Below are 22,658 nucleotides of genomic sequence, written 5' to 3'. Positions count from 1 at the left end.
ATCAATACTCCATCCCCTTCTTTTCCCTATCTACTATTCACATTCGTACTTGTAAATCTCTTTACCATATCCTCTATCAATTAGTAAAAGTTCATTTGGATATAGTGTCTTATGTTCCATTCCTACTTCATCCTTTGTTATAAACATCCCATCAATAATCATTCCAACTACTTGTGATTCTTTCGCTACAAAGACAGATTTCGAACCTTTCTTCGCTATAAACGTAACGGATTGCACTGTTTTTCTTTCTGCTCTAAATGGGATACCAAAATAATGGTTCCACCATTTATTTCGAAGTAATTCTGGTTCAGATTGATATAGCCAATCTTTCGCTACCTCTTGATCCCATTCATAATACAGTAGTGCTTTCCGGTGAAATCTTGGCCGAACAATCCATCCTAAAACAATGATTCCTACTACTAGTAGTAATAAAGTGATAGGAATGACAAACTTAAAAATAAGCGCATATTTTTCATAAAACGGAGCATCTTGAATATGGAATGTTATGTTTTTCTTTACTTCTTGTAACTTTGAATCCTGCATTACGATGGTAGCTTCTACGGTGCCGGTATCTGTAAAATTAAATGTGTCGGAGTAATAGGGACGAGGATAAACATAGATTTGATTTCCATGTTGCTTTATTTCATAGTTGATTGATTGTTTAGATGTGACACCAGTAGATTTTAATAGTTTCTTTACAGCCTCTTCTGTCATCGGCTTACCATCTAACTGTGGTTGTATAATAAACGGTTTACTATTCTCTAAATTTGTTACTTTTTCTTCATAATCTTTCGTAATCGTTTGTAGTGATAATTTTGGTTTTTCCGTTACTTCGATTTTAAATTCTTTCGTCTGTCTGTAAAATCCCTTTATGTTCATATGAACTTTCCCACGCACTAGCCCTTTAGCAATCTTCATTTCGTAGTAAAATACATGTTTTTTATCGTCCCACTTCATCGGGTACTGTTTTCCTTCTATTTCTAATTCTGCCTGAAAGTAAGAAGACTGAACTGGCAACTCCGTAGGCTTTGCTTCAATAACAGCAGTAACATCTTCATACATTTTCTCTACATTTTTTTGACTACTATCATCTTTGGCATAAGTAGAAACCGTATAATTAAGCGCTGGTTCAACTAGTACTTGTAGTCCTTCTTTCTCAATGTCCTGGTCCACTTCTATCGTATAAGTTCCTGGTTTAATAACTTCCTCATTTTCCGTACTTATATGAACTATATTTCCGAACAATTTTGCTTCTCCTGGTGCATGTATGGAAAAAGAAGATTGTAATTGTAATGGTTTAGAAATTTGTGTGACCTGATAATCGGGCAGAGAAGGCGATTGTCGTACAAGCGTCATACGCTTTAACGGAAACGGTGTTGTAATCTCTACTCTTTTCCCCACTACTTTCGTTTTTACAATCGATTCAACAGAGGAGAATGGATCACGATTTGCAACTAATGCTGCCACTTGATTTACACTTTTTACAATGCCATCTTCTCCGTTTGACGGCATCGTAACACCATTTATCTCTTTCTTCCATATTTCCTTGAACGTATTTAGTTGTTCTTTTTCTTGTTGTCCTAAATCTTCTTCCATCGTAATTAAGACTGGATGTAACGATATCTTTTTTGCATCCATTTCTTTCTTAAACTGGGCTAATTTCTGCAAAATTTGTTCTTTTCCGCCAACCTTATCTTTCTCTAAATCATTAAATGCCCCGTCAGTTAATACAATAAGCCAAAATTCACGTTTTCCATCTATATCTGCTTCCTTTTTTATAGATTGCATCGCCGTTTCTACCGCGCTAAATGGAGTATTTAAATACGTTTTCCATGCTCCAATTCCCTCAATTTCTGTTTGCCTTTTATCCTTCGTTAACGAAATGTTTAATGGCTCATTCGGCTTACTCATTGGAACGTAAGAAAATTTATCTTTTTCATCCAATAGCGCAACTAAACTTTGCAAAGCATAATTGGCATATTTCCAGCGATCGTTATTTCTCATGCTGCCCGAATCGTCATATACAAGTGAAACGACCCTTTCCTTTGCCTCCTCTCCTTTTGCAAAAGCTGATAAAGGTAAACATATAAATAGAAACAACATGAACGTGGCACAAATTCGGATTTTCATGATGAGGCTTCGCCACCTTTGTAGACAAATTCCTATGTTTAAATTTATGAGAGGAAACAAGATATATGACTTGTATTTTAGGACAACGAACCCAGCATAATTTTATTATGTAAACAGTTATAAGAACTGAATATTATTCCTTCTAGCGTTTTCTATCCGATACTATAAGTAAAAAAGCCTGTTTAAGCTCCACACTTAAAACAGACTTTTCCTACTTTTTATTTTAAAAACACATAACAAAAAGTTTGATTTTTGACTTAACACATCACTTCTATTGTAAATCCACCAGGTGCTTCAACATAAAACGTATACGCATGGACATGCTTAGGAGGCTCGACCAAAAATCCATCTTCCTTCAATCTTTGATTTATCTTATCTACTTGTTCTTCACTTTCTTGTGGAAATCCTACGTGAAATGTTTTTGGATACTGAACTTCTTTTCCTTTCATTAAAGTTAGTATAAATCCATCATTATCACGCATAACTGCAAAGCCATTTCCCCTTGTTCCACTACAAATTAGACCAAAATACTTCTCTAAAAACTCTCTAGCTGCTGTTACATCTGTAACTGTTAAATTAAGATGTTTAATTCCCAATCCTTCACCTTCTTTCTCAATTTTCTAATATTTTATCATATAAAGTGAAACTTGAATCAGTGGGGTTTTGTTCATCCCCCACTGATTATTAGCCTTCACCAACCGGGCATTTACGGTCAGTAGATTCCCTACCTAATTTCTTTGCTTCCGCTGAATTTTGAGGTGGGGGTCTTACTGCCCACAAATAGCGGGACAAATAAAAAACACGCCTTCCACAGCGTGTTTCATTGCTTTACATACACTTCAACAATCGGATTCTCTTTATGATCCGCATGTAAGCGTATATTCTCTTCACCTGTATTATAAATACTAGCTAATAACATTATCGTTAACACATTAGGTGTCTTCGCATCACTTCCGTATTTTCTCTCAAGCGCTTCCTTATATTCAAAATCTAAATCCCCCTGCACATATGTGTACACTTCAAAACCATCTTCTAAATTGCAAACTACTGTATCAATAATATCTGCTCCTACTTGCTTCTTCATTTCCTCTCGTAACGCTTCAATAAAATCTTCCCATGGTACTTCGTATGTCTGAAACTGATCTGTAGATTTCATGCCTTTTCCTCCTTATATATCCTCTTCTTATATTTCCCCTTTCCTACAACAATTATGATAGATAGGGCATTCGTACAAGCCGCACTTGTCCCCTCTACATATCGTATTACTGTAATGGGGAAGGAGGAAAGAACATGCATAGACAAAAATGTTATGATACATGCCGACGTTACTTCGGAAAAGTTGTTCGGATTGAAGACCGTGATGGCCGTATACATTTAGGGAAAATAATCGATGTGACACAAAGCTCTGTATGGATTGAACCGGTGCAACAGCGCTCATCTTTTGATTCAGGATTCGGATACTATGACGCTTATGCAAACGGTGGTTGTGACCTTTGCGGCGGCCTTAGCAGATGTGATAGTTGCGGATTTGGATGCGGTGGTGGATTTAGCAGCTGCGGATGTGGTGGTCGTGGTTGTAGTAGTTGTGGTTGCGATGGCTGGGGGGTTGAACTCGGATTTGGTTTTATCTTCGGAATTACATTAGCTGCATTGTTTTTCATTTAACATAGTAAAGAGTTGACTACCTTTAGCCAACTCTTTTTCTTTATTTTTCACATATAAAAATACGATGCCCTAAAATGTGTTGGTACATAAGCCGGACATTTTCATGCTGTACCCACGCCTCATATAACTCATTCGGAATATGTGAGGATACATTCCATTCTGGCTCTTCTACATAGCCAGAGATTGTTTCTGCAATCGTGCCACCACCAGCAATTGTAATTCTTTTAAAATTTGCTTTCTGAAATAATTGTACCCACTCATTCTCAGTTAATAGTTCTTTCATACCATATAATTGGGCGATTTTTTCTTCCTCACCCTTATCAATGTGCCTATCAATAATCATTTCAATGACAACAAGCTTACCGTCCTGCTGTAATACACGATAACACTCCGAGATAACCCTTTCTTTGTCTGTAAAAGCGATGATTGATTCTCCAAGTACGAACTCAAATGAGTTATTCAAACACGGTAAATTCTCTACATTCCCTTCAATTAATTGTATATCTAACCCTTCAAACAACCATCTATCTTTTGCCTTTTGAATCATAATTTCATTCTTTTCAACCGCTGTTACTTTATAACCAAATTCCCTTGTCATATATGCCGCTGTTTTCCCTGTACCGCAACCTATCTCCAGGACATTCGCTCCATATTTAAAAGGCAGTTGTGCTAACAATTGTTTTGTTAACGTAAAACCACCAGGATGAGCACTTCCTATTCCGTAATAAGCTAGGAAATCGATGTATGTGTTTCGCTTCATGGGATTCTCCCTTTTTTATTTTATATATTCGAGGACGGAAGAAAAGTGCATAGAAAAAGGGGCGTATTGTACGCCCCTCATCTTACTTATCCTCTGTAATATATGCCCATTTATAGCTGTAGTCTCCACCAACTGGATGGTGAACAATACCTTTTACTTTAGGTCTTTGAACGATAGCATCACCACGTTGATATAATGGTGCAATTGCTGCATCTTCCAATAACATTTTCTCCGCTTTCAGTAAGCTATCCCAACGCTCTTTCGTTTTCGTTAATAGCTCACCTTTACCTTTTTGTACAATTTCATCATATTTAGGATTTGAATATCCTGTTTGGTTATGAGGGCCATTTGTAACGAACATATCAATGAATGTCATTGGATCTAAGTAGTCAGGTCCCCAACCAGCGTAAGATAAATCATAATCTAGATCTGATTCTAACTTTAACTTTTGTTTAAATGGCTGGTTTTTCAAATTCACTGTTAAACCTGGTAAGTTTTTCTCAAGTTCTCCTTTTAAGAATTCTCCTACTTTTTTCGCACCATCACCATCATAGTTTAATAGTTCTACTGTAATTGCATCTTTTCCAAGTTCTTTTTTCGCTTTTTCCCAATGCTCTTTTGCTTTTTTCACATCTGTTTTTAAAATATCTCCATTTTCTTTACGGAAGTCTTTTCCATCTGGGCTCTTAGCAAATTCTTTTGGTACTAAGTAATCTGCCGGTGTAGATCCGTCATTTAAAATAACGTTCGTTAAGCCTTTTTTATCATACGCTTTTGCAATCGCTAAACGTAGATCTTTGCTCTTTAACACCGTATCTTGCCCACCACGTTTTTGGTTTAAGCGTAAGAAGTACGTTGACGGTGTTTTTTGTGTAAAGAAGTCGGGGTTTGATTTATATTTGTCAACAAATTCAGATGTAAGTCCTGAACGATCGATTTGTCCACTTTCATATAAGTTAACACGTGTACCGCTATCTTTTACTACGTTAAAGTTGATTTCATCTAACTTAACTGTTTTATTATCCCAATATTGTGCATTTTTCTTTAACTTCCAACCTTCTTCATGTTTCCAGTCTGTCAATGTAAACGGTCCGTTGTATAACGTCGTATCTGATTCTAAACCGTACTTTTCACCTTTTTCTTTTACAAATTTCTCGTTTAATGGATAAAATGTTCCAAATGAAGTTAATTCTACAAAGTAAGGAACTGGATTTTCTAATTCTACTTCTAACGTATAGTCATCTACAGCTTTTACTCCTAACGTATCTAGTTCAGCTTTTCCTTCATTAATCGCTTGTGCATTTTTCAAATCAAACATAATGTATGCATATTCTGCTGCTGTATTTTTATCTACCGCACGTTTCCAAGCAAACACGAAATCTTTCGCTGTTACAGGCTCTCCATTTGACCATTTTGCATTTTTATTTAATGTAAATGTATACTTTTTACCATCATCACTCTTTTTATATGATTCAGCAACTCCTGGTGTTGCTTTATTATCTTTATCAAGTCGATATAAACCTTCCATTACGTTGTTTAAAGCTAGAAACGATACTTGGTCTGTCGCTTTAGCAGAGTCCATAGATGGAATCTCTTGAGACTCTGTTAAATTAAGCACTTGCTTCGCCGCTAGCTTTCCACCTTCTTTTTCACCGCTTTTTGGTGGTGTGCTTGCCTTCTCTTTATCTCCTGATCCAGAGCAAGCTGTTAATGCCATACTCATTACTAAAACTGGTGCTACGACCGCTGTCAATTTTTTCATCTTTTTTCTCTTCATTTTTTTGTACCCTCCCCAATTATATGTACGATATTAACATTTAGAAATTCTCTACTAACTTTCGTTATCAGAAAATTCTTATTAATTAATATTCTACTGTTTTTTTAAATTTTGTAAAGTATTTTTGTAAATTTTCTAAATATTTATTTTTTTATTATAGTAACTTGTTGTTTTAACTACTATATGAATTATCCCCCGTCTACTATATGTAAACATCCCTCCCCTTATTCCACTCTATTACTACGTTCTATATTTTTCTTATTAGCATGAGGTCTCTTACTATCATCTGTCTTACTACTTACTGACCTCTCTAAATTCCTCCGATAGAACCTTCCTAATTACCTACCCGATTCTCAATAGACTAACGAGATTTATTCCCTTATACATACTAAAAAGCATTTCAAAAGCAGCTCAGCCACTTTTGAAATGCTTTCACTTTATTTTTTTCCGCCATCCTCAGTTACATACGCCCATTTAAAGCTATATTCTGGACTGATGTTATGTTTCACAATTCCTTTTACATTCGGTTTCATTACGTACGATCTTCCTGTTTGATATAAAGGTACTAACCCTGCATCTTCTTCAAGGAATAATTTTTCAGCTTTTCCTAACGTTTCCCAGCGTTTTTTCGCATCACTCATTAATTCATTACCTGCTTTTCCTACCATTTCATCGTATTTTGGGTTTGAATAACTCATTTGATTGTACGGGCTCTTCGATTCAAACATATCAATAAATGTCATTGGATCCGCATAGTCTGGACTCCAACCTGCATAAGAAATTTCATAATCTTGCGCAGTTTCTAATTTTAATTTTTGTTTGAACGGCTGAATTTTCGTATTAATCGTTACACCTTTTAAATTTTTCTCAATTTGATCTTTTACATAGTCAGCAATCTTTTTCGCAGTTCCATCATCATAGCTTAGCAATTCAATTGTAACTTGATCTTTTCCAAGTTCTTTTTTCGCTTCTTCCCACGCCGCTACTCCTTTTTTCGGATTATATTTCAGACCATTTTTAAATGTATCTTGATAATCTTTACCATCTGGCCCTGTCGCAAGTCCTTTTGGAACCAATTGATCTGTTGCTTTTGATCCATTATTTAAAATTACATTCGCCAATCCTTTTTTATCAACTGATAATGCAATTGCTTCACGAAGTTTTTTGCTCTTTAAAGGCGTATCTTGTCCGTTACGTTTTTGATTTAAACGTAAGAAGAATGTACTTGATTCCGCATACTCACCATATTCTTCTTTGTTCGATTTATATTTATCTACAAACTCTCCTGATAGTAATGTAAAATCAATTGATCCTGTATCATATAAGTTTACTTTCGTTGCAACCTCTTTTACTACACTGTAGTTAATTTCTTCTAATTTCACAGTCTTTTTATCCCAGTACTTATCATTTTTCTTTAGCTGCCAACCTTGTTCATGTTTCCATGAAGACATAACGAATGGACCGTTATACACAGTTGTATCTGCTTCTAAACCGTACTTATCACCTTTTTCTTTTACGAATTTTTCATTTAATGGATAGTATGATGGGAATGCTAATAAATTTAAGAAATACGGTACCGGTTTTTCTAATTCTACTTCTAGCGTGTAATCATCTACCGCCTTCGCTCCTAATTCAGTTACAGGTTTTTCTCCTTTGTTAATCGCTTCTGCATTTTTAATATAGTAAGCAATAAATGCATATTCTGCCGCAGTATTCTTATCGAGTAAGCGCTTCCACGCAAAAACGAAATCTTTCGCTGTTACAGGATCACCATTTGACCATTTTGCATCTTTTCGCAGTTTAAACGTATACTTTTTACCATCTTCACTTTTCGTACTAGACTCTGCCGCAGCAGGAATTGGCTTATTATCTTTATCAAGGCGATATAGGCCTTCCATCGTGTTCCCTAAAATTTGCGAACCTAATGTATCAGTAGATTTAGAAGTATCCATCGTCGGAATTTCTTGGTTTTCCGTACGATTTAATACTTGTTTCGCTGCATATTTAATATCAGATTTTTTTTCTTCCCCACTATTTGATGTAGTAGTCGTTTTCTTTTCCCCACCTGACCCAGAACATGCTGTCAATGCAACACTCATCGCTAAAACTGGTACTACAACTGCCGTTAACTTTTTCATCTTTTTTCTCTTCATTTTTGTACCCTCCCTAATTATATGTACATTACCAACCCTTGAGAGACCCCTTACTAAAGAATTATTTTTCAGAAAATTACAACTAATGTTATTCTACTCTTTTTTTCGTATTTGTAAATAGTTTTATTTTAAATATTCTGGTTTTAACTTTTTGTAATTTGGTAGAGCTTATCCCCCATCTACCATATGTGCATACTTTGCTCCTTATTCTTCTTTATTTTGCTATACTACAAGTTTACATTTTAATTTGCAATATACAAAAAAGCATTTCAAGGTAGCTAAGCTACTTTGAAATGCTTTTTTTACTCTATTATTTTTCAGTTACATACGCCCATTTAAAGCTATATTCCGGACTGATATTATGTTTTACAATACCTTTAATATTTTGTTTTAGAACATATGCATCACCACGTTGGTATAAAGGTACAAGTGCTACATCTTGCTCAAGAAGTAATTTCTCAGCTTTCCCTAACTCTTCCCAACGTTTCTTCGCGTCACCCATTAATTCAGTGCCAGCTTTTTTGATCATATCATCATACTTTGGATCAGCGAAGCTCATTTGGTTATGAGAATGTTTAGACTGGAACATATCTAAGAATGTCATTGGGTCAGCATAGTCAGGTCCCCAACCAGCATATGATAAATCATAATCTTGCTCTGTTTCTAATTTCAGTTTTTGTTTGAATGGTTGAAGTTTAATATTAACAGTTACACCTTTTAAGTTCTTCTCAATTTGATCTTTTACATATTCCCCAACTTTTTTCGCATTACCAGTATCATAGTTTAATAGCTCAATTGTAACTTGGTCTTTTCCAAGTTCTTTTTTCGCTTCTTCCCAGGCTGCAGCAGCTTTTTTCGCATCTGGTTTGATACCATTTTTAAATGTTTCTTGGAAGTCTTTTCCGTCTGGTCCAGTCGCTAACCCTTTCGGTACTAAGAAGTCTGCTGGTTTAGATCCGTCATTTAAAATAACGTTTGCTAGATTTTTCTTATCGATAGAAAGCGCGATTGCTTCACGTAATTTCTGACTCTTTAATGGTGTATCTTGTCCACCACGTTTTTGATTCATACGTAAGAAGAATGTACTTACTTGTGAGTATGTGCCAAACTCCTCTTTGTTATTTCTATATTTGTCAACGAATTCACCTGATAGAAGTGCGAAATCAATTGCACCTGTATCAAATAAGTTTACCCTTGTATTTATTTCTTTTACTACACTATAGTTAATTTCATCTAATTTTACAGTCTTTTTATCCCAATATTGATCATTTTTCTTTAGTTTCCAGCCTTGCTCATGCTTCCAATCAGTAAGAACGAATGGTCCGTTATATACTGTTGTATCAGACTCTAAACCGTATTTATCACCTTTTTCTTTTACGAACTTCTCATTTAATGGATAGTACGATGGGAACGCTACTAAGTTTAAGAAGTATGGTACCGCTTGTTCTAATTCAACTTCTAATGTATAGTCATCTACCGCCTTAACTCCTAGTTCAGTTACTGGTTTTTCACCTTTATTAATCGCCTCTGCATTTTTAATTGGGAATGCGATAAACGCATATTCTGCAGTTGTTTTTGGATCTAATAATCGTTGCCATGCATAAGCAAAGTCTTTTGCTGTTACAGGATCACCATTTGACCATTTTGCATCTTTACGTAGTTTAAATGTATATTTTTTACCATCTTCACTTTTCGTACTAGATTCTGCTGCAGCTGGGATTGGTTTATTATCTTTATCTAATCGATATAAACCTTCCATTGTGTTTCCTAAAATTTGAGAACCTAAATTATCTGTATTTTTTGAAGTATCCATTGTTGGGATCTCATTTGTTTCTGTGCGGTTTAGCACTTGTTTTGCTGCTAATTTTTCCCCTGACTTACTATCTCCACTAGAGTTAGAATTTGTGCTTGTCTTCTTATCTCCACCTGATGTAGAACATGCTGTTAACGCCATGCTCATTGCTAAAACCGGTGCTACAACTGCTGTTAGTTTTTTCATTTGTTTCTTTTTCATTTTGTACCCTCCCTAATTCTTAACGATAGCTATTAAAGAATTTTCTGATAATTCTGTTTTTCTCTATATATTTATCAGACGATTCTTACTAATTCTTATTCTACTAATTTTTTAATTTTTGTAAAGTATTATTATTGAAAATTTTTAAAAAATTATTTTTTTACAGTAATATTCATAAAAATTCCATATGTTGTTCAAACCTTATTTTGCATTCATACACATTCGTTGTTTTAATCACTTCGATCTCATTTACCGCTTGAATACTTGTTAATTATTGCTAATAAATAATGCATATATCTAAAAACATCTTTTCTACAAAAATAAAAAAGCAGACATTTCGTCTGCTTTAATTCTCCTCAATTTGCTTTTCACTTAATCCTAGATGTGTTCTAAGAGTATTACTCAAACTCTGTAGATCTTTTTTATTAGGATTATAATAATATACACGTTGCCCGTTTGGGCCATTAGGTAAGTATAAATCATCACCAGCTAATTGTATTTTTTCAACTGAACCGTTTAAACCGTATTTATAAAAAGATAAAATATCATCCATTACTAAATTTGTTTTAAAATCACCATCAACCGCCTCAACTATTTTTTCTAACTTCGTAATCGATCCTACACTTTTTAATTTACTTAAAATCGCTTCAATAATAAGTTGTTGGCGTTGTCCTCTCATTGCATCACTATCAATATGGCGCGTTCTTGCTAGTGCAAGTGCTTCTTCCCCATTTAATTTTTGTAATCCTTTTTTCAAATGAATCGCATCAGGTTCATCTTTACTATTTTGCTCCGTAAATTCAACTGGGACATCCACTTCAATACCATCTAACCCATCAACAATTTTAGTAAAGGAACCAAAATTAAATTTCACAAAATAATCAACAGGCACCTGTAACAATTTTTCTACCGCTTCCACAGAAGCTTGCGGTCCTCCATCTTTACCATTTTTAACGAAACCACTTCCATATGCATGGGTTATTTTATCTTTTTTCTTTTCAACTGGAACATATGTATATGTATCACGCGGTATGCTCGTTAATTTCACTGTTTTATCGTCTTTATTAAAAGTCGCTAACAATAATGCATCTGTATGAAATGCACCATTATATTCCTTTTGTCGTTCTTGATTTTCATCAATTCCCATAATTAAAAGTGAAACATGATTTGCAATTGGCTTTACAGATTTCTCACGTAAATTGGATTTTTCACCTCGTGCTAAATTCAAATTAGATTTTTGTACAAGACTAGAAGTTTTCATATATACATAGGCTCCATAGCCAATTCCACCAAATAGTAATACCGCCAGTAGTAAACTTATTATCTTTTTCTTTTTATATTTTTGCTTATTTTTCTCTTCTCTTAAAGATGAATGATTCCCCATTTACTCTCCTCCTGTTTCTATTGATCCAATATGTTTTTCATTTTTTCATATTTAGCGCTATCCTTTTGAAACATACTTTCTTTCAATCCCTTATCTATTTGTATCCATTCAGTCGTAACTGAATATTGAATCAAGCCTTCTTGAAAACTAAGAAATTTCAACATAATCCCTGTATTTTTCTCCACAACCATTTCGAATTTCCCTCTTAAATCTTCAGAGGTGCTAACAGGCATCTCTATGTTTATAACTCCTTCAATTTTGTAACAATCTAATCCAAGATATTTCGTTTCTTTATAATTCCAATCTTTATATCGAATTAATAAATCTGCGAATTCTGATTGAATACTATATTTAGCTAGCCCTACATATTCATCATCATATCTCTTTTTCTCATCTGATTTTCTCACTAACCTTTCCGTAGGATTTAATTTTAATAGTTCATTGTTTCTTTCTTTCGGGTTCCATTTTGTCTCTTTATAGGTATACTTCTCATCATCAAACTCTTTTTTCTTGCCCTCGTTATATATAATTGTTCGTTTTTTGGCTAGTTTATCTTCTTTCGAAGAGATACCTCTTTGTTTCTCCGTATCAATCGCATACTTATATGTTGTAGCAATTCTTGATGAGCTAGAATATTCCTCAAATTGTCCTGAAATATTTTTAAAATAATCAATAGAATCTAGCATTTTTTGATGAATCTTTTCTTTATCTGGATAATGTACATTCGATTTTATTTCTTCTTCATTTTCATAATCAGAAAACGCTTTTTTCTTTACATATTCAAATACTCCACCATTTTGCGCAAAACTTTGTATAGAAAACTCAGACATAGATACCACTGAAAGTATACAAACCGCTGCACTAATTATCATCATATGAATTTTGTAACTCTTCTTTTTTACCTGAAGATTATGTAGCGTGCCATTAATTTTTTCATTTAACTCTGGAGGTACTATAACATTTTCATCTTTTATTCTCTTTTTTAATTTCTCATCAAATAATTTTTCATTATCCATCCTTTACACCCCCTATTCCATCTTTAATCGTTTTTGTAGTTGTTCCCTCGCGCGTGATAATCTTGATTTCACTGTTCCTTTCGGTATTTCTAACAGCTTTGCTATACTCTCTTGATTCATATCTTCATAGTAATAAAGCACCGTAACAGCTCTTAATTCTTCATGTAACGATTGAATCGCATTACACAAATCTATATCTTCATACTGATCACACGCACTCATATTGTAATCATTCTCTTCTGTCACAATTACATTTTTATACGCTCTAATAATATTGTTACACTCATTTATTAGTATTCGAATTAACCAAGTTTGAAAAAATTCTTCTTTTTTTAATTTTTTTATATTTTCATAGGCTTTTAAAATTGTTGTCTGTATCGCATCCTCTATATTTGTCTCATCACGTAACATCGCCTTTGCTATTCGATACATCTTCACTTTTTCTGTATGTATAAGCGCTATAAAGGCTTCATGATCACCTTTTTTCGCTAAAGAAACATCCGTTTCTTCTTTTATAATCATTTTATATAAAGGGATTACTTTCACAATCGCTCCTCCTGTTTCATCCTCACTTCATCACTTCCAATTTAACTTTACATATATTAGACGTATGAACCTAGAAAAAGGTTCACTTTTTTGAATATTTTTTTAATTAAAAAGATAAATATCCTTTATAAGGATGCAATAAACATACTAGTTTAAATTTACAAATAAAAAAAGCCCACTTTCTCAGTGGACTTTCTACTCTATAACGGTAAATCCCTCTTCCTAAATACTACAATCGCTACGATAAAAATACAAAGCGCTACAGCAGTTAAACTTATACTTACCGGCCATATATTATATGATCCTTCAGCAATTTCTTTCGGACGAAACAGCGTGAATAATGATAGGTTTTTCATCCATTCTAACTTATCACTTAACTTCCCTACCATATCCAATACGAAAAATAAGATAGTTAAACTCGCTGAATAACTTAGTGCTTTTCTTTCGTCATTACATATACAAGAAAAGAAAAATGAATAGGCACTAACGACTAAAAATATGAGCCCTCCGACTACATTTATCTTCAAAAATAATTCTTTATTTAAGTTATTATCCTCTAAAAACCATTCAGCACCTACTATACCCGCTACATACGTAACCGCTACAATAATCAGTAGTCCTAATATAAGAATAGCCGCTTGCGTAATTGCGATTCGTACTCTAGATACAGGCGTTGCTAGCAAGTAAGCCATTGCTCCTTTATCTACATGACGAGCAATTAAATGTGTCGCAACTGTTACGCAAAAAATTGTTAAAATGATAATAAACAATAGACTATAGTATTCGCCCGCTAGAAAATCCATTACGTTTTGAATCGGACTTTCCATACCAACGATTTTTTTCACACTATCAGGCATGGCACCTATTAATTCATTTAGCCCTTTTGCTGATACCATTGACGGGAATATCCAAATTAATAACCACAGATATAAAGCTGCACCAGACGCATAACTCAAAATACTTTTTTGTGTTTCTTTCAAACTAGCTAAAAATAATTGCTTATTCATGCGTTATCCCTTCTTTCTTATCGTAATAATGCATAAATAAATGTTCTAAATCCATCGCTCTCGTTTGAAGTGCCGTTACATTGTAGTTTGAAAGTGTTTGTAAAACAGTTTGATAGTTTCCTTGTACAATGATAGATGCCTCTCTGCCTTTTACCGCTTCAAATTGCAAATTACACTTTGTAAGAGACTCAATCTCTTCTTGTGATGATACTGTTACATCTATCACCTGTCTTCTCATACTTTGTAAATCGTGAATATTTTCAACCGTTACGAGTCGACCATCTTTAATAATAGCTACTCTGTCACAAGTTCTCTCAATTTCAGTGAAAATATGCGAAGACATAAGAATTGTTTTTCCTCTTTGCTTTTCCTCTAATATTAAATCTATAAACACTTGCTGCATAAGTGGATCAAGCCCAGATGTTGGCTCATCTAAAATTAACACCTCTGGATCGTGCATAAATGCAGCGACTATCCCTACTTTTTGCTTCATTCCTTTAGACATTTTGCGAATCTGTGTTTTCACATCAAATTGCAGACGCTCTATTAGTTCATCTCGTCTTTTTGTATCCTTTAATCCACGCATTCCTTGCATTAATTTTAAAAACTCTAATCCGTTCATTCCTTCAATAAAAGAAATTTCACCCGGTAGATAACCAACTTCCCTTTGAATTTTCGCTGCTTCATTCCAACAATCTAATCCAAAAATTGTCGCTTTACCAGCTGTCGGTTTTATAAATCCCATTAAATTACGAATCGTCGTTGATTTTCCAGCACCATTTGGGCCTAAATAACCAAATACTTCTCCCTTTTTTACATCAAATGTAATATGAAACAAACCTTTTCCATTCGAAAACTGTTTTGTGACATCTTGAACTGAAATCATAATTCCACCTCATTTTTTGAAATATTTAATACGTGATATTTCAAAATTATTGTACTCCTCATCTTCCATATTCGCAACAACTTTTTGAAATATTTATTAGTTCATATTTCAAAATTATTGTTTTCCATTATTTTTTCTTGTATATTTTAAGTGAGGTGATTGCATTGAACGGCTTTGAAAGAGTAAAAGAAAAGAAAAAACGTGCCATTAAAGAAGCAGCATTCGTATTATTTTCAGAACGTGGATTTAATGAAGTGAAAATAGAACATATCGCAAAAGAAGCCAACGTTTCTCAAGTTACAATTTATAATCATTTCGGAAGTAAAGATGCGTTATTTAGGGAGCTTATACAAGAATTTATCATATCTGAATTTCAATATTATAAAGATCTTGCAGAAGAAAAATTACCTTTTCATGATATGATGCAAAAAATGATTGTAAGAAAAATGAATACTGGCGGGTTATTTCAACCTGATATGTTACTGCAAATGATGCAAAGGGACGAAGAACTCCGAAAGTTTATTTATAGTTATCAAAATGAAAAAATCTTGCCCTGGTATTTAGAAATATTAGAACGAGCTCAGCGCAAAAACGAAATTAATCCACACCTTACTAAAGAAATGATGTTACTTTACATTCAAATGTTTACTAAATTAGGTGATGATTTTGGGGCACAACTTCTTGAAGGAAATCGCGAAAAACATATACAAGATATAGTCACTATGTTCTTCTATGGTCTTTCTGTTCCACAAAAATAAAAAAGACACGAATTTCGTGTCTTTTTATTTTATAGAAATGACTCTACCTTTTTCACTGCTTTCAATCGCTAATTGAATCAGTTTAATAACATCTAAACCTTCTTTTGCTGTTACAGGTAGTTTCTCACCATTTAATATACTATCTCGCACACCTTTATAATAATTGTCATAACAACCGACTTCTGTTGGAATACGCTCTAAGTTTTCTTCTGTTTCTAAAGTAGCAAAATTCTCTTCATCGTCTACTCCATAACCGTTATCACCTGGCTTCATTCCATTTTTTAATTGCTCTTCCTGCGAATCCATACCGTACTTCACGATAGAACCTTTCTCTCCATGCACTATAAAATGCGGTCCAGCTTTTTTCACATAACTGCTACTACGTAAAATGACACGTTTAACTCCGTAATGAAGTACTATGTGGAAATAATCATCCACCTCTGCACCTGGTCGTTGTTTTATTACATCTGCACTTATCGCATCTGGTTTCCCGAATATTGATAACGCTTGGTCAATTAAATGCGACCCTAAATCGTATAATATACCGGAGCCTGGTAGATTTTTTTCTCTCCATCGATCACGTACATGTGGACGGAAACGATCAAAATTCGATTCATATGCGTATACATTCCCTACTCTGTTTTCTCCTAACAATTTCTTAATTGTTAAGAAATCATTATCAAAACGACGATTATGATATACGCTTAACATTACATTATGCTGCTCTGCTAATGAAATAAGCTTTTCCCCTTCTTCAATTGAGACAACAAATGGTTTTTCTACAACAACATGCTTACCGTTTAAAATTGCTTCTTTTACATATGGAAAATGAGTTGTATTAGGTGATGTAATAACAACTAAGTCAACATCAGCTCGCTTCACCAATTCATCAATTGTACTAACAACATTAGCATTTGGTAATGTTTCTTTTACTACCTCTTCTTTTGAGGATAATACAGCACGAATATCATATTCTTCTATCGTTTGCAATAGTGGGATATGAAATGTCGTACTAGAAAAACCAAATCCTACAATCCCTACACCTATTTTTTTCATGTTGCCCCTCCATTTGTCCCGCTTTAACAGGCAGTAAGATTCCTAACCAAAAATTCAGCGAAAGCTAAGGAATTAGGTGAGAAATCAACTGCTTGTTAAAGCCCGATTGGTTCAACTAATAATCAGTGTGGATAAAGAAAATCCCCATTGATTAAAGTTTCACTTTATGAGAACGATTTCATTCAGTTATTATAACAAGATTATTATTATTTACATAATAAATTGCCTAGAAAAAAGCATCTTGCTATTATTCATAGCAAGATGCCCTCTTTATTCTGGTCTTTTCTTCGTCCACGTTTCTACTACTTCACCAGTATCATTAACATCTAGCACTAGGCTACCATTACTATACCGGTCTTTATTTCGATACGCTTTCGGATCAATCTCTTCTACAATGTTTTTCTCTGTCTTCATGTAAACTAATTCATCGTCCCGAACAATTTCAATACCGACAATGCGGTACGGATTACGTTTTAATTCTTTGAAAATAACAAGACCTCGTTTCGCCCTCGTTGATTTTTCAATTTCTGATGCTTTTAGACGTTTTACAGCACCGCGCTGTGTTACGAGAATAAGTTGATCTTTGTCACCATTTAACGGTTTACCAGAAGCGACATAGTCATCTTCTTTTAAATTAATTGCTTTCACGCCAGCAGCTCTTACACCGACTGGACTTACTTCATCTTCATGGAAAATAAGTGCATATGCACCGTGTGTAGCAAGAACGATATCACTCGTTCCATCTGTCGCAAATATATCGACAACTTCATCATCTTTTTTCAAGTTTACAGCAACGAATGCCCTTGAATAACGCTGAACTTTATATTGATTTAATTCTGTTTTCTTTATCATACCATTTCTTGTTACAAATACGATAAATCGTTTTTCTTCCTCAAAGTTCTGTACAACCGTTGCCCAAATGATTGTTTCATCCCGGTCGAGTGAAACGATATTAGCAACGTGCTGACCTAAATCTTTCCAACGAATATCTGGCATTTCGTATACTGGCAGATATATATAGTTTCCTTTATTCGTAAATAAGAGGACTGTCTCTGTCGTATTCGTATCGAATCGTTCAAGTAAGATGTCACCCTCTTTCATACCGAAGTCTTTGCCGTTTGAGGCATTGTGTGAGCGCCATCCAGTACGTTTCACATATCCTTCTTTCGTTACAGTAACGATGACATCTTCTTGTGGGATCATAACTTCTACATCGATTTTAATTTCCTCGATTTGATCTTCAATAATCGCGCGTCGATCATCACTATATGTTTTCTTAACTCTCTTTAAATCTGTTTTAATTACTTGAAGTAATCTTTTTTCACTTTGTAAAATTGCCTGTAGCTCAATAATTTTCTTATTAAGCTCATCTGCTTCTTCTTGTAACGCCGTAATGTCTGTATTCGTTAAGCGATATAATTGCAAGGAAACAATTGCTTCTGCCTGTGCTTCTGTAAAGCCAAATTTTGCACTTAAATTATCTTTCGCGTTACGTTTATCTTTTGAAGCTCGAATTGTTTCAATTACTTGGTCTAAAATCGATAATGCTTTCTTTAAACCTTCTACAATATGTTGACGATTTTCTGCTTTTCTTAATTCATATTGCGAACGTCTCGTAATAACCTCTTTTTGATGTCCAATATAAGCATCTAAAATTTTCGGTAATGTCATAAGTGTTGGACGACGATTATTGATCGCTACCATATTAAAGTTATATGGAATTTGCAAATCTGTATTTTTATATAAATAATTTAAAATACCTTCGGCATTTGCTTCTTTTTTTAATTCAACAACAATCCGTAAACCAGTACGATCTGTCTCATCACGCACTTCAGCAATACCATCTAACTTTTTATCTAGACGTAATTCATCCATTTTCTTTACAAGATTTGCCTTATTCACTTCGTAAGGAATTTCAGTGATTACAATTTGTTGTTTCCCACCGCGCACTGTTTCAACTTCTGCTTTTCCGCGAATAATAATTTTACCTTTACCTGTTTCATACGCCTTTTTAATACCATCAATCCCCTGAATAATACCGCCTGTTGGGAAATCTGGTCCTTTCATAACTGTTAATAAATCATCAACAGTACTATTTGGCTTATCAATACGCATCATTGTAGCATCAATAACTTCTCCAAGATGATGCGGAGGAATTTCTGTTGCATAACCAGCGGAAATCCCTGTAGATCCGTTCACTAATAAATTCGGGAACGCTGCTGGTAATACAACCGGTTCTTCACTCGTATCATCAAAGTTTGACACGAATTCAACTGTTTCTTTATCAAGATCACGTAATAATTCAGATGCGATTGGTGATAAACGAGCTTCCGTATAACGCATCGCTGCCGCTGGGTCCCCATCAACACTACCGTTATTACCATGCATTTCAACTAAAACATTACGTACTTTCCAAGTTTGGCTTAAGCGTACCATTGCTTCATATACAGAGGAATCTCCATGTGGATGATAATTACCGATAACATTACCTACTGTTTTAGCTGATTTACGAAACGCTTTATCATGTACATTACCTTCTACATACATAGAATATAAAATACGTCTTTGTACTGGCTTTAAGCCATCACGTGCATCTGGAAGTGCACGATCTTGAATAATATATTTACTATAACGTGCAAAGCGATCACCTAACACGTCTTCAAGCGGGAGGTCATGAAACTTCTCTGCTTGCATGTTATTCCACCTCCGTCTCCATAATCATTTCATTTTCTAAAATATTTCCTTCTTCTTGCATACCAAACTGTACATTACGTTCAATCCATTTACGGCGCGGTTCTACTTTATCGCCCATTAATGTTGTAACGCGACGCTCTGCTCTTGCTGCATCATCAATTTTCACGCGAATTAATGTACGCGTTTCAGGATTCATTGTTGTTTCCCATAATTGATCCGCATTCATTTCACCAAGTCCTTTATAACGTTGTAACATATAGCCTTTTCCAACTTTTTTCGTTACACCGTCTAATTCCTCATCTGACCAAGCGTATTCAATTACCTCACTCTTACCTTTTCCTTTACTTACTTTGTATAAAGGAGGAAGTGCGATAAACACTTTACCAGCTTCGATAAGTGGCTTCATATATCTGTAGAAGAACGTTAATAACAATACTTGAATATGAGCCCCATCCGTATCGGCATCGGTCATAATTACAACTTTATCGTAGTTAATATCTTCAACATCAAATTCATTTCCTACACCGCCGCCAATCGCATAAATGATTGTATTAATCTCTTCATTTTTAAAGATATCAGCAAGCTTTGCTTTTTCTGTATTAATTACTTTACCACGTAACGGTAATACGGCCTGGAAACGTCGGTCTCGTCCTTGTTTCGCAGAACCGCCGGCAGAGTCACCCTCTACTAGGTAAAGTTCATTTTTTTGCGGGTTACGTGATTGTGCAGGTGTTAATTTCCCGCTTAACGTACCTTCTGATTTTTTCTTTTTCTTACCACTACGCGCTTCTTCTCTTGCTTTACGGGCTGCTTCACGGGCTTGTGCTGCTTTAATTGCTTTTCTCACAAGAAGTGTAGCTACATCAGGATTTTCTTCTAAAAAGTATGCTAAATGCTCAGATACAATGGCATCAATTGAAGAACGCGCTTCACTTGTACCTAGTTTTCCTTTCGTTTGCCCTTCAAACTGAAGCACTTCTTCTGGTACACGTACCGAAACGATAGCCGCTACACCTTCACGAATATCTGTGCCTTCTAAGTTTTTATCTTTTTCTTTTAATAGTGCTACTTTACGAGCATACTCGTTAAACACACGCGTCATCGCTGTTTTAAATCCAGCTTCGTGTGTTCCACCATCTTTTGTACGTACGTTATTTACAAACGATAAAATGTTTTCTGAGTAGCCATCGTTAAATTGAAATGCTAGTTCTGCTTCAATTCCATTTTGTTCACCAGTGAAATATACAACTGGATGAATGGAATCTTTTTCTTCGTTTAAATATGAAACGAAAGCTTCAATTCCCGTTTCATAATGAAATACATCCTCTAAATCATTTCGCTCATCTTTTATCGAGATTTTCATTCCTTTTAATAAGAATGCAGATTCACGTAATCTCTCACATAATGTTTCATAATTATAATTTGTTGTGCTGAAAATCGTTGTATCTGGTTTGAAATGCATCGTAGTACCAGACTCTTTCGTCTTCCCGATTTTCTCAAGCGTCGTTACAGGAACACCGCCATTTTCAAAGCGTTGTTCGTAAATATTTCCGTCACGCTTAATCGTTACGACTAACCATTCTGATAAGGCATTTACAACCGATGCCCCAACACCGTGCAAACCACCACTCGTTTTGTAACCACCTTGACCAAACTTACCACCGGCATGAAGTACAGTTAAAATAACTTCAGGTGTAGGTTTCCCAAGTTTATGCATTCCCGTAGGCATTCCTCGCCCTTTATCTATAACGCTAATACTATTATCTTTATGTATTACGACTGAAATTTCGTCGCCAAATCCCGCTAACGCTTCGTCAACGGAGTTATCTACTATTTCATATACTAAATGATGCAATCCACGGCTGTCCGTGCTCCCGATATACATACCCGGGCGTTTTCGAACGGCTTCAAGTCCTTCTAACACTTGAATCGCATCTTCATTATATTGGAACTGATGCTTCGCCAAACTCCTTGCCCCTTTCCTAATCCAAAATCAGAACATATGTTTCTATTATAGAATAACGCCTCGACTATAGTTTTGGCAAGTTATCTTATCTCTTTTATATACCATTTTCAATAGAAAAATCCTTGTTTTCTCACAAGGATTCCTCTAGGCTACTATTTCAGAAAAATAATCGTTTGTCAACGAGAAATGGATATGTATTCCAAGATTACACATTCCAAACCTTTATTATGATCCAAATGATCAAGATCCAAAATGGGATTACAAATAACAACCCCCAAAAACAGCCTTTAAAAAATCTCATGATGAACACCTCGTTCATCGGCCCTACTTATCTATAATGAGGGCTGAATCAATCTTTCTACCTTTAAATCTATACTATTTTGTCATCGCATGTTCTACTTTAATACAACGATCCATTATTACAGTATAGTCTTTTTCTTTTAAAAATTTATATGTATCCTCATCTTGTACTCCTAATTGTGCCCAAAAAACATCTGCATCAATCTCTACGAATTCTTTTGCAACATCCATTAAAAACTCTGAGCGACGAAATACATTTACTATGTCAACGTGTTCCTTAATATCCTTTAGTGAAGAAACTGCCTTTTCTCCAAGCACCTCATCTACTGTTGGATTAACTGGAATAATGCGGTATCCAGCATCTTGCATTGCTTTTGAAACCATATACGATGTACGTTCTGGCTTATCTGATAATCCAACAACCGCAATTGTTTTGCTTTTCTTTAACACTTCACCAATTTCCGTACGAGTTGGGTTTTCAATTGTCATAATTAATCCCTCCTATTCCTTTAGTATAGCCGATAAAGAAAGTCTCTTTCAATATGA

18 protein-coding genes are annotated in these 22,658 nt (G+C 34.7%); 2 read left to right on the top strand and 16 right to left on the bottom strand.

Features of this window, described 5'->3' with window-relative positions:
- Positions 1-33 precede the first annotated feature (33 nt).
- The 3 genes from D1166_RS14260 to D1166_RS14250 all read right to left on the bottom strand — a co-directional run bounded on the left by D1166_RS14260 (position 34) and on the right by D1166_RS14250 (position 3,286).
- Positions 34-2,130 (bottom strand): vWA domain-containing protein, encoded by a 2,097-nt coding sequence (locus D1166_RS14260; protein WP_000702074.1) that lies wholly within the window; start codon positions 2,128-2,130, stop codon positions 34-36.
- 257 nt (positions 2,131-2,387) lie between these two features.
- On the bottom strand, positions 2,388-2,726 hold the full coding sequence (locus D1166_RS14255) for a VOC family protein (protein ID WP_000511520.1): 339 nt from the start codon (positions 2,724-2,726) through the stop codon (positions 2,388-2,390).
- Positions 2,727-2,950: 224 nt separating this feature from the next.
- Entirely contained in the window at positions 2,951-3,286 is a 336-nt protein-coding gene (locus tag D1166_RS14250) for a hypothetical protein (RefSeq protein ID WP_000842883.1), read from the bottom strand.
- A gap of 134 nt (positions 3,287-3,420) precedes the next feature.
- Here D1166_RS14250 and D1166_RS14245 point away from each other — a divergent pair, with 134 nt between their 5' ends.
- On the top strand, positions 3,421-3,795 hold the full coding sequence (locus tag D1166_RS14245; protein WP_000554996.1) for a hypothetical protein: 375 nt from the start codon (positions 3,421-3,423) through the stop codon (positions 3,793-3,795).
- A gap of 40 nt (positions 3,796-3,835) precedes the next feature.
- On the opposite strand, the gene D1166_RS14240 is transcribed toward D1166_RS14245, so the two are convergent.
- The 9 genes from D1166_RS14240 to D1166_RS14200 form a co-directional block, all read right to left on the bottom strand.
- Entirely contained in the window at positions 3,836-4,555 is a 720-nt protein-coding gene (locus tag D1166_RS14240; protein ID WP_000828242.1) for a class I SAM-dependent methyltransferase, read from the bottom strand.
- Positions 4,556-4,637: 82 nt separating this feature from the next.
- Positions 4,638-6,332: a peptide ABC transporter substrate-binding protein gene (locus D1166_RS14235; RefSeq protein WP_000823437.1), complete on the bottom strand. Its 1,695-nt coding sequence runs from the start codon at positions 6,330-6,332 to the stop codon at positions 4,638-4,640.
- A gap of 437 nt (positions 6,333-6,769) precedes the next feature.
- A complete protein-coding gene (locus D1166_RS14230; protein WP_000823474.1) occupies positions 6,770-8,485 on the bottom strand; it encodes a peptide ABC transporter substrate-binding protein in 1,716 nt (571 codons plus the stop codon).
- A 310-nt stretch (positions 8,486-8,795) separates the two neighbouring features.
- On the bottom strand, positions 8,796-10,499 hold the full coding sequence (locus tag D1166_RS14225; protein ID WP_000730149.1) for a peptide ABC transporter substrate-binding protein: 1,704 nt from the start codon (positions 10,497-10,499) through the stop codon (positions 8,796-8,798).
- 346 nt (positions 10,500-10,845) lie between these two features.
- A complete protein-coding gene (locus D1166_RS14220) occupies positions 10,846-11,883 on the bottom strand; it encodes an LCP family protein (protein WP_000526724.1) in 1,038 nt (345 codons plus the stop codon).
- A 17-nt stretch (positions 11,884-11,900) separates the two neighbouring features.
- Complete coding sequence (locus D1166_RS14215; protein WP_000368246.1) at positions 11,901-12,899, bottom strand: hypothetical protein; 999 nt, start codon at positions 12,897-12,899, stop codon at positions 11,901-11,903.
- A gap of 12 nt (positions 12,900-12,911) precedes the next feature.
- A complete protein-coding gene (locus tag D1166_RS14210; protein WP_000864723.1) occupies positions 12,912-13,445 on the bottom strand; it encodes an RNA polymerase sigma factor in 534 nt (177 codons plus the stop codon).
- 200 nt (positions 13,446-13,645) lie between these two features.
- A complete protein-coding gene (locus D1166_RS14205) occupies positions 13,646-14,452 on the bottom strand; it encodes an ABC transporter permease subunit (RefSeq protein ID WP_001041436.1) in 807 nt (268 codons plus the stop codon).
- Positions 14,445-15,338 (bottom strand): ABC transporter ATP-binding protein, encoded by an 894-nt coding sequence (locus D1166_RS14200; RefSeq protein ID WP_000626582.1) that lies wholly within the window; start codon positions 15,336-15,338, stop codon positions 14,445-14,447. Before D1166_RS14200 ends, D1166_RS14205 begins: the two co-directional genes overlap by 8 nt.
- Before the next feature lie 155 nt (positions 15,339-15,493).
- Here D1166_RS14200 and D1166_RS14195 point away from each other — a divergent pair, with 155 nt between their 5' ends.
- The gene (locus tag D1166_RS14195; protein ID WP_118043338.1) at positions 15,494-16,096 is read left to right on the top strand and encodes a TetR/AcrR family transcriptional regulator; all 603 of its coding nucleotides are present in this window, start codon (positions 15,494-15,496) and stop codon (positions 16,094-16,096) included.
- Between the two features lie 24 nt (positions 16,097-16,120).
- Here D1166_RS14195 and D1166_RS14190 read toward each other — a convergent pair whose 3' ends face one another.
- The 4 genes from D1166_RS14190 to D1166_RS14175 form a co-directional block, all read right to left on the bottom strand.
- On the bottom strand, positions 16,121-17,152 hold the full coding sequence (locus tag D1166_RS14190) for an oxidoreductase (RefSeq protein WP_000719773.1): 1,032 nt from the start codon (positions 17,150-17,152) through the stop codon (positions 16,121-16,123).
- A 270-nt stretch (positions 17,153-17,422) separates the two neighbouring features.
- Entirely contained in the window at positions 17,423-19,846 is a 2,424-nt protein-coding gene (gene parC, locus D1166_RS14185; protein ID WP_001147465.1) for a DNA topoisomerase IV subunit A, read from the bottom strand.
- 1 nt (position 19,847) lies between these two features.
- The gene (gene parE, locus D1166_RS14180) at positions 19,848-21,812 is read right to left on the bottom strand and encodes a DNA topoisomerase IV subunit B (protein WP_001062202.1); all 1,965 of its coding nucleotides are present in this window, start codon (positions 21,810-21,812) and stop codon (positions 19,848-19,850) included.
- 375 nt (positions 21,813-22,187) lie between these two features.
- A complete protein-coding gene (locus D1166_RS14175) occupies positions 22,188-22,601 on the bottom strand; it encodes a CoA-binding protein (RefSeq protein ID WP_000151387.1) in 414 nt (137 codons plus the stop codon).
- Positions 22,602-22,658 lie beyond the last annotated feature (57 nt).

Source organism: Bacillus sp. ISO11 (assembly GCF_003458115.1).
Classification (GTDB): Bacteria; Bacillota; Bacilli; order Bacillales; family Bacillaceae_G; genus Bacillus_A; species Bacillus_A cereus.
Note: the sequence above shows the minus strand (reverse complement) of the source record. Positions and strands in the feature narration are given on the sequence as shown.

Excerpts from the sequence above, each read along its gene's own strand:
- D1166_RS14260 (WP_000702074.1), bottom strand. The coding sequence starts at position 2,130 with ATGAAAATCCGAATTTGTGCCACGTTCATGTTGTTTCTATTTATATGT.
- D1166_RS14250 (WP_000842883.1), bottom strand. The coding sequence starts at position 3,286 with ATGAAATCTACAGATCAGTTTCAGACATACGAAGTACCATGGGAAGAT.
- D1166_RS14245 (WP_000554996.1), top strand. The coding sequence starts at position 3,421 with ATGCATAGACAAAAATGTTATGATACATGCCGACGTTACTTCGGAAAA.
- D1166_RS14240 (WP_000828242.1), bottom strand. The coding sequence starts at position 4,555 with ATGAAGCGAAACACATACATCGATTTCCTAGCTTATTACGGAATAGGA.
- D1166_RS14235 (WP_000823437.1), bottom strand. The coding sequence starts at position 6,332 with ATGAAGAGAAAAAAGATGAAAAAATTGACAGCGGTCGTAGCACCAGTT.
- D1166_RS14230 (WP_000823474.1), bottom strand. The coding sequence starts at position 8,485 with ATGAAGAGAAAAAAGATGAAAAAGTTAACGGCAGTTGTAGTACCAGTT.
- D1166_RS14225 (WP_000730149.1), bottom strand. The coding sequence starts at position 10,499 with ATGAAAAAGAAACAAATGAAAAAACTAACAGCAGTTGTAGCACCGGTT.
- D1166_RS14220 (WP_000526724.1), bottom strand. The coding sequence starts at position 11,883 with ATGGGGAATCATTCATCTTTAAGAGAAGAGAAAAATAAGCAAAAATAT.
- D1166_RS14215 (WP_000368246.1), bottom strand. The coding sequence starts at position 12,899 with ATGGATAATGAAAAATTATTTGATGAGAAATTAAAAAAGAGAATAAAA.
- D1166_RS14205 (WP_001041436.1), bottom strand. The coding sequence starts at position 14,452 with ATGAATAAGCAATTATTTTTAGCTAGTTTGAAAGAAACACAAAAAAGT.
- D1166_RS14200 (WP_000626582.1), bottom strand. The coding sequence starts at position 15,338 with ATGATTTCAGTTCAAGATGTCACAAAACAGTTTTCGAATGGAAAAGGT.
- D1166_RS14190 (WP_000719773.1), bottom strand. The coding sequence starts at position 17,152 with ATGAAAAAAATAGGTGTAGGGATTGTAGGATTTGGTTTTTCTAGTACG.
- parC (WP_001147465.1), bottom strand. The coding sequence starts at position 19,846 with ATGCAAGCAGAGAAGTTTCATGACCTCCCGCTTGAAGACGTGTTAGGT.
- D1166_RS14175 (WP_000151387.1), bottom strand. The coding sequence starts at position 22,601 with ATGACAATTGAAAACCCAACTCGTACGGAAATTGGTGAAGTGTTAAAG.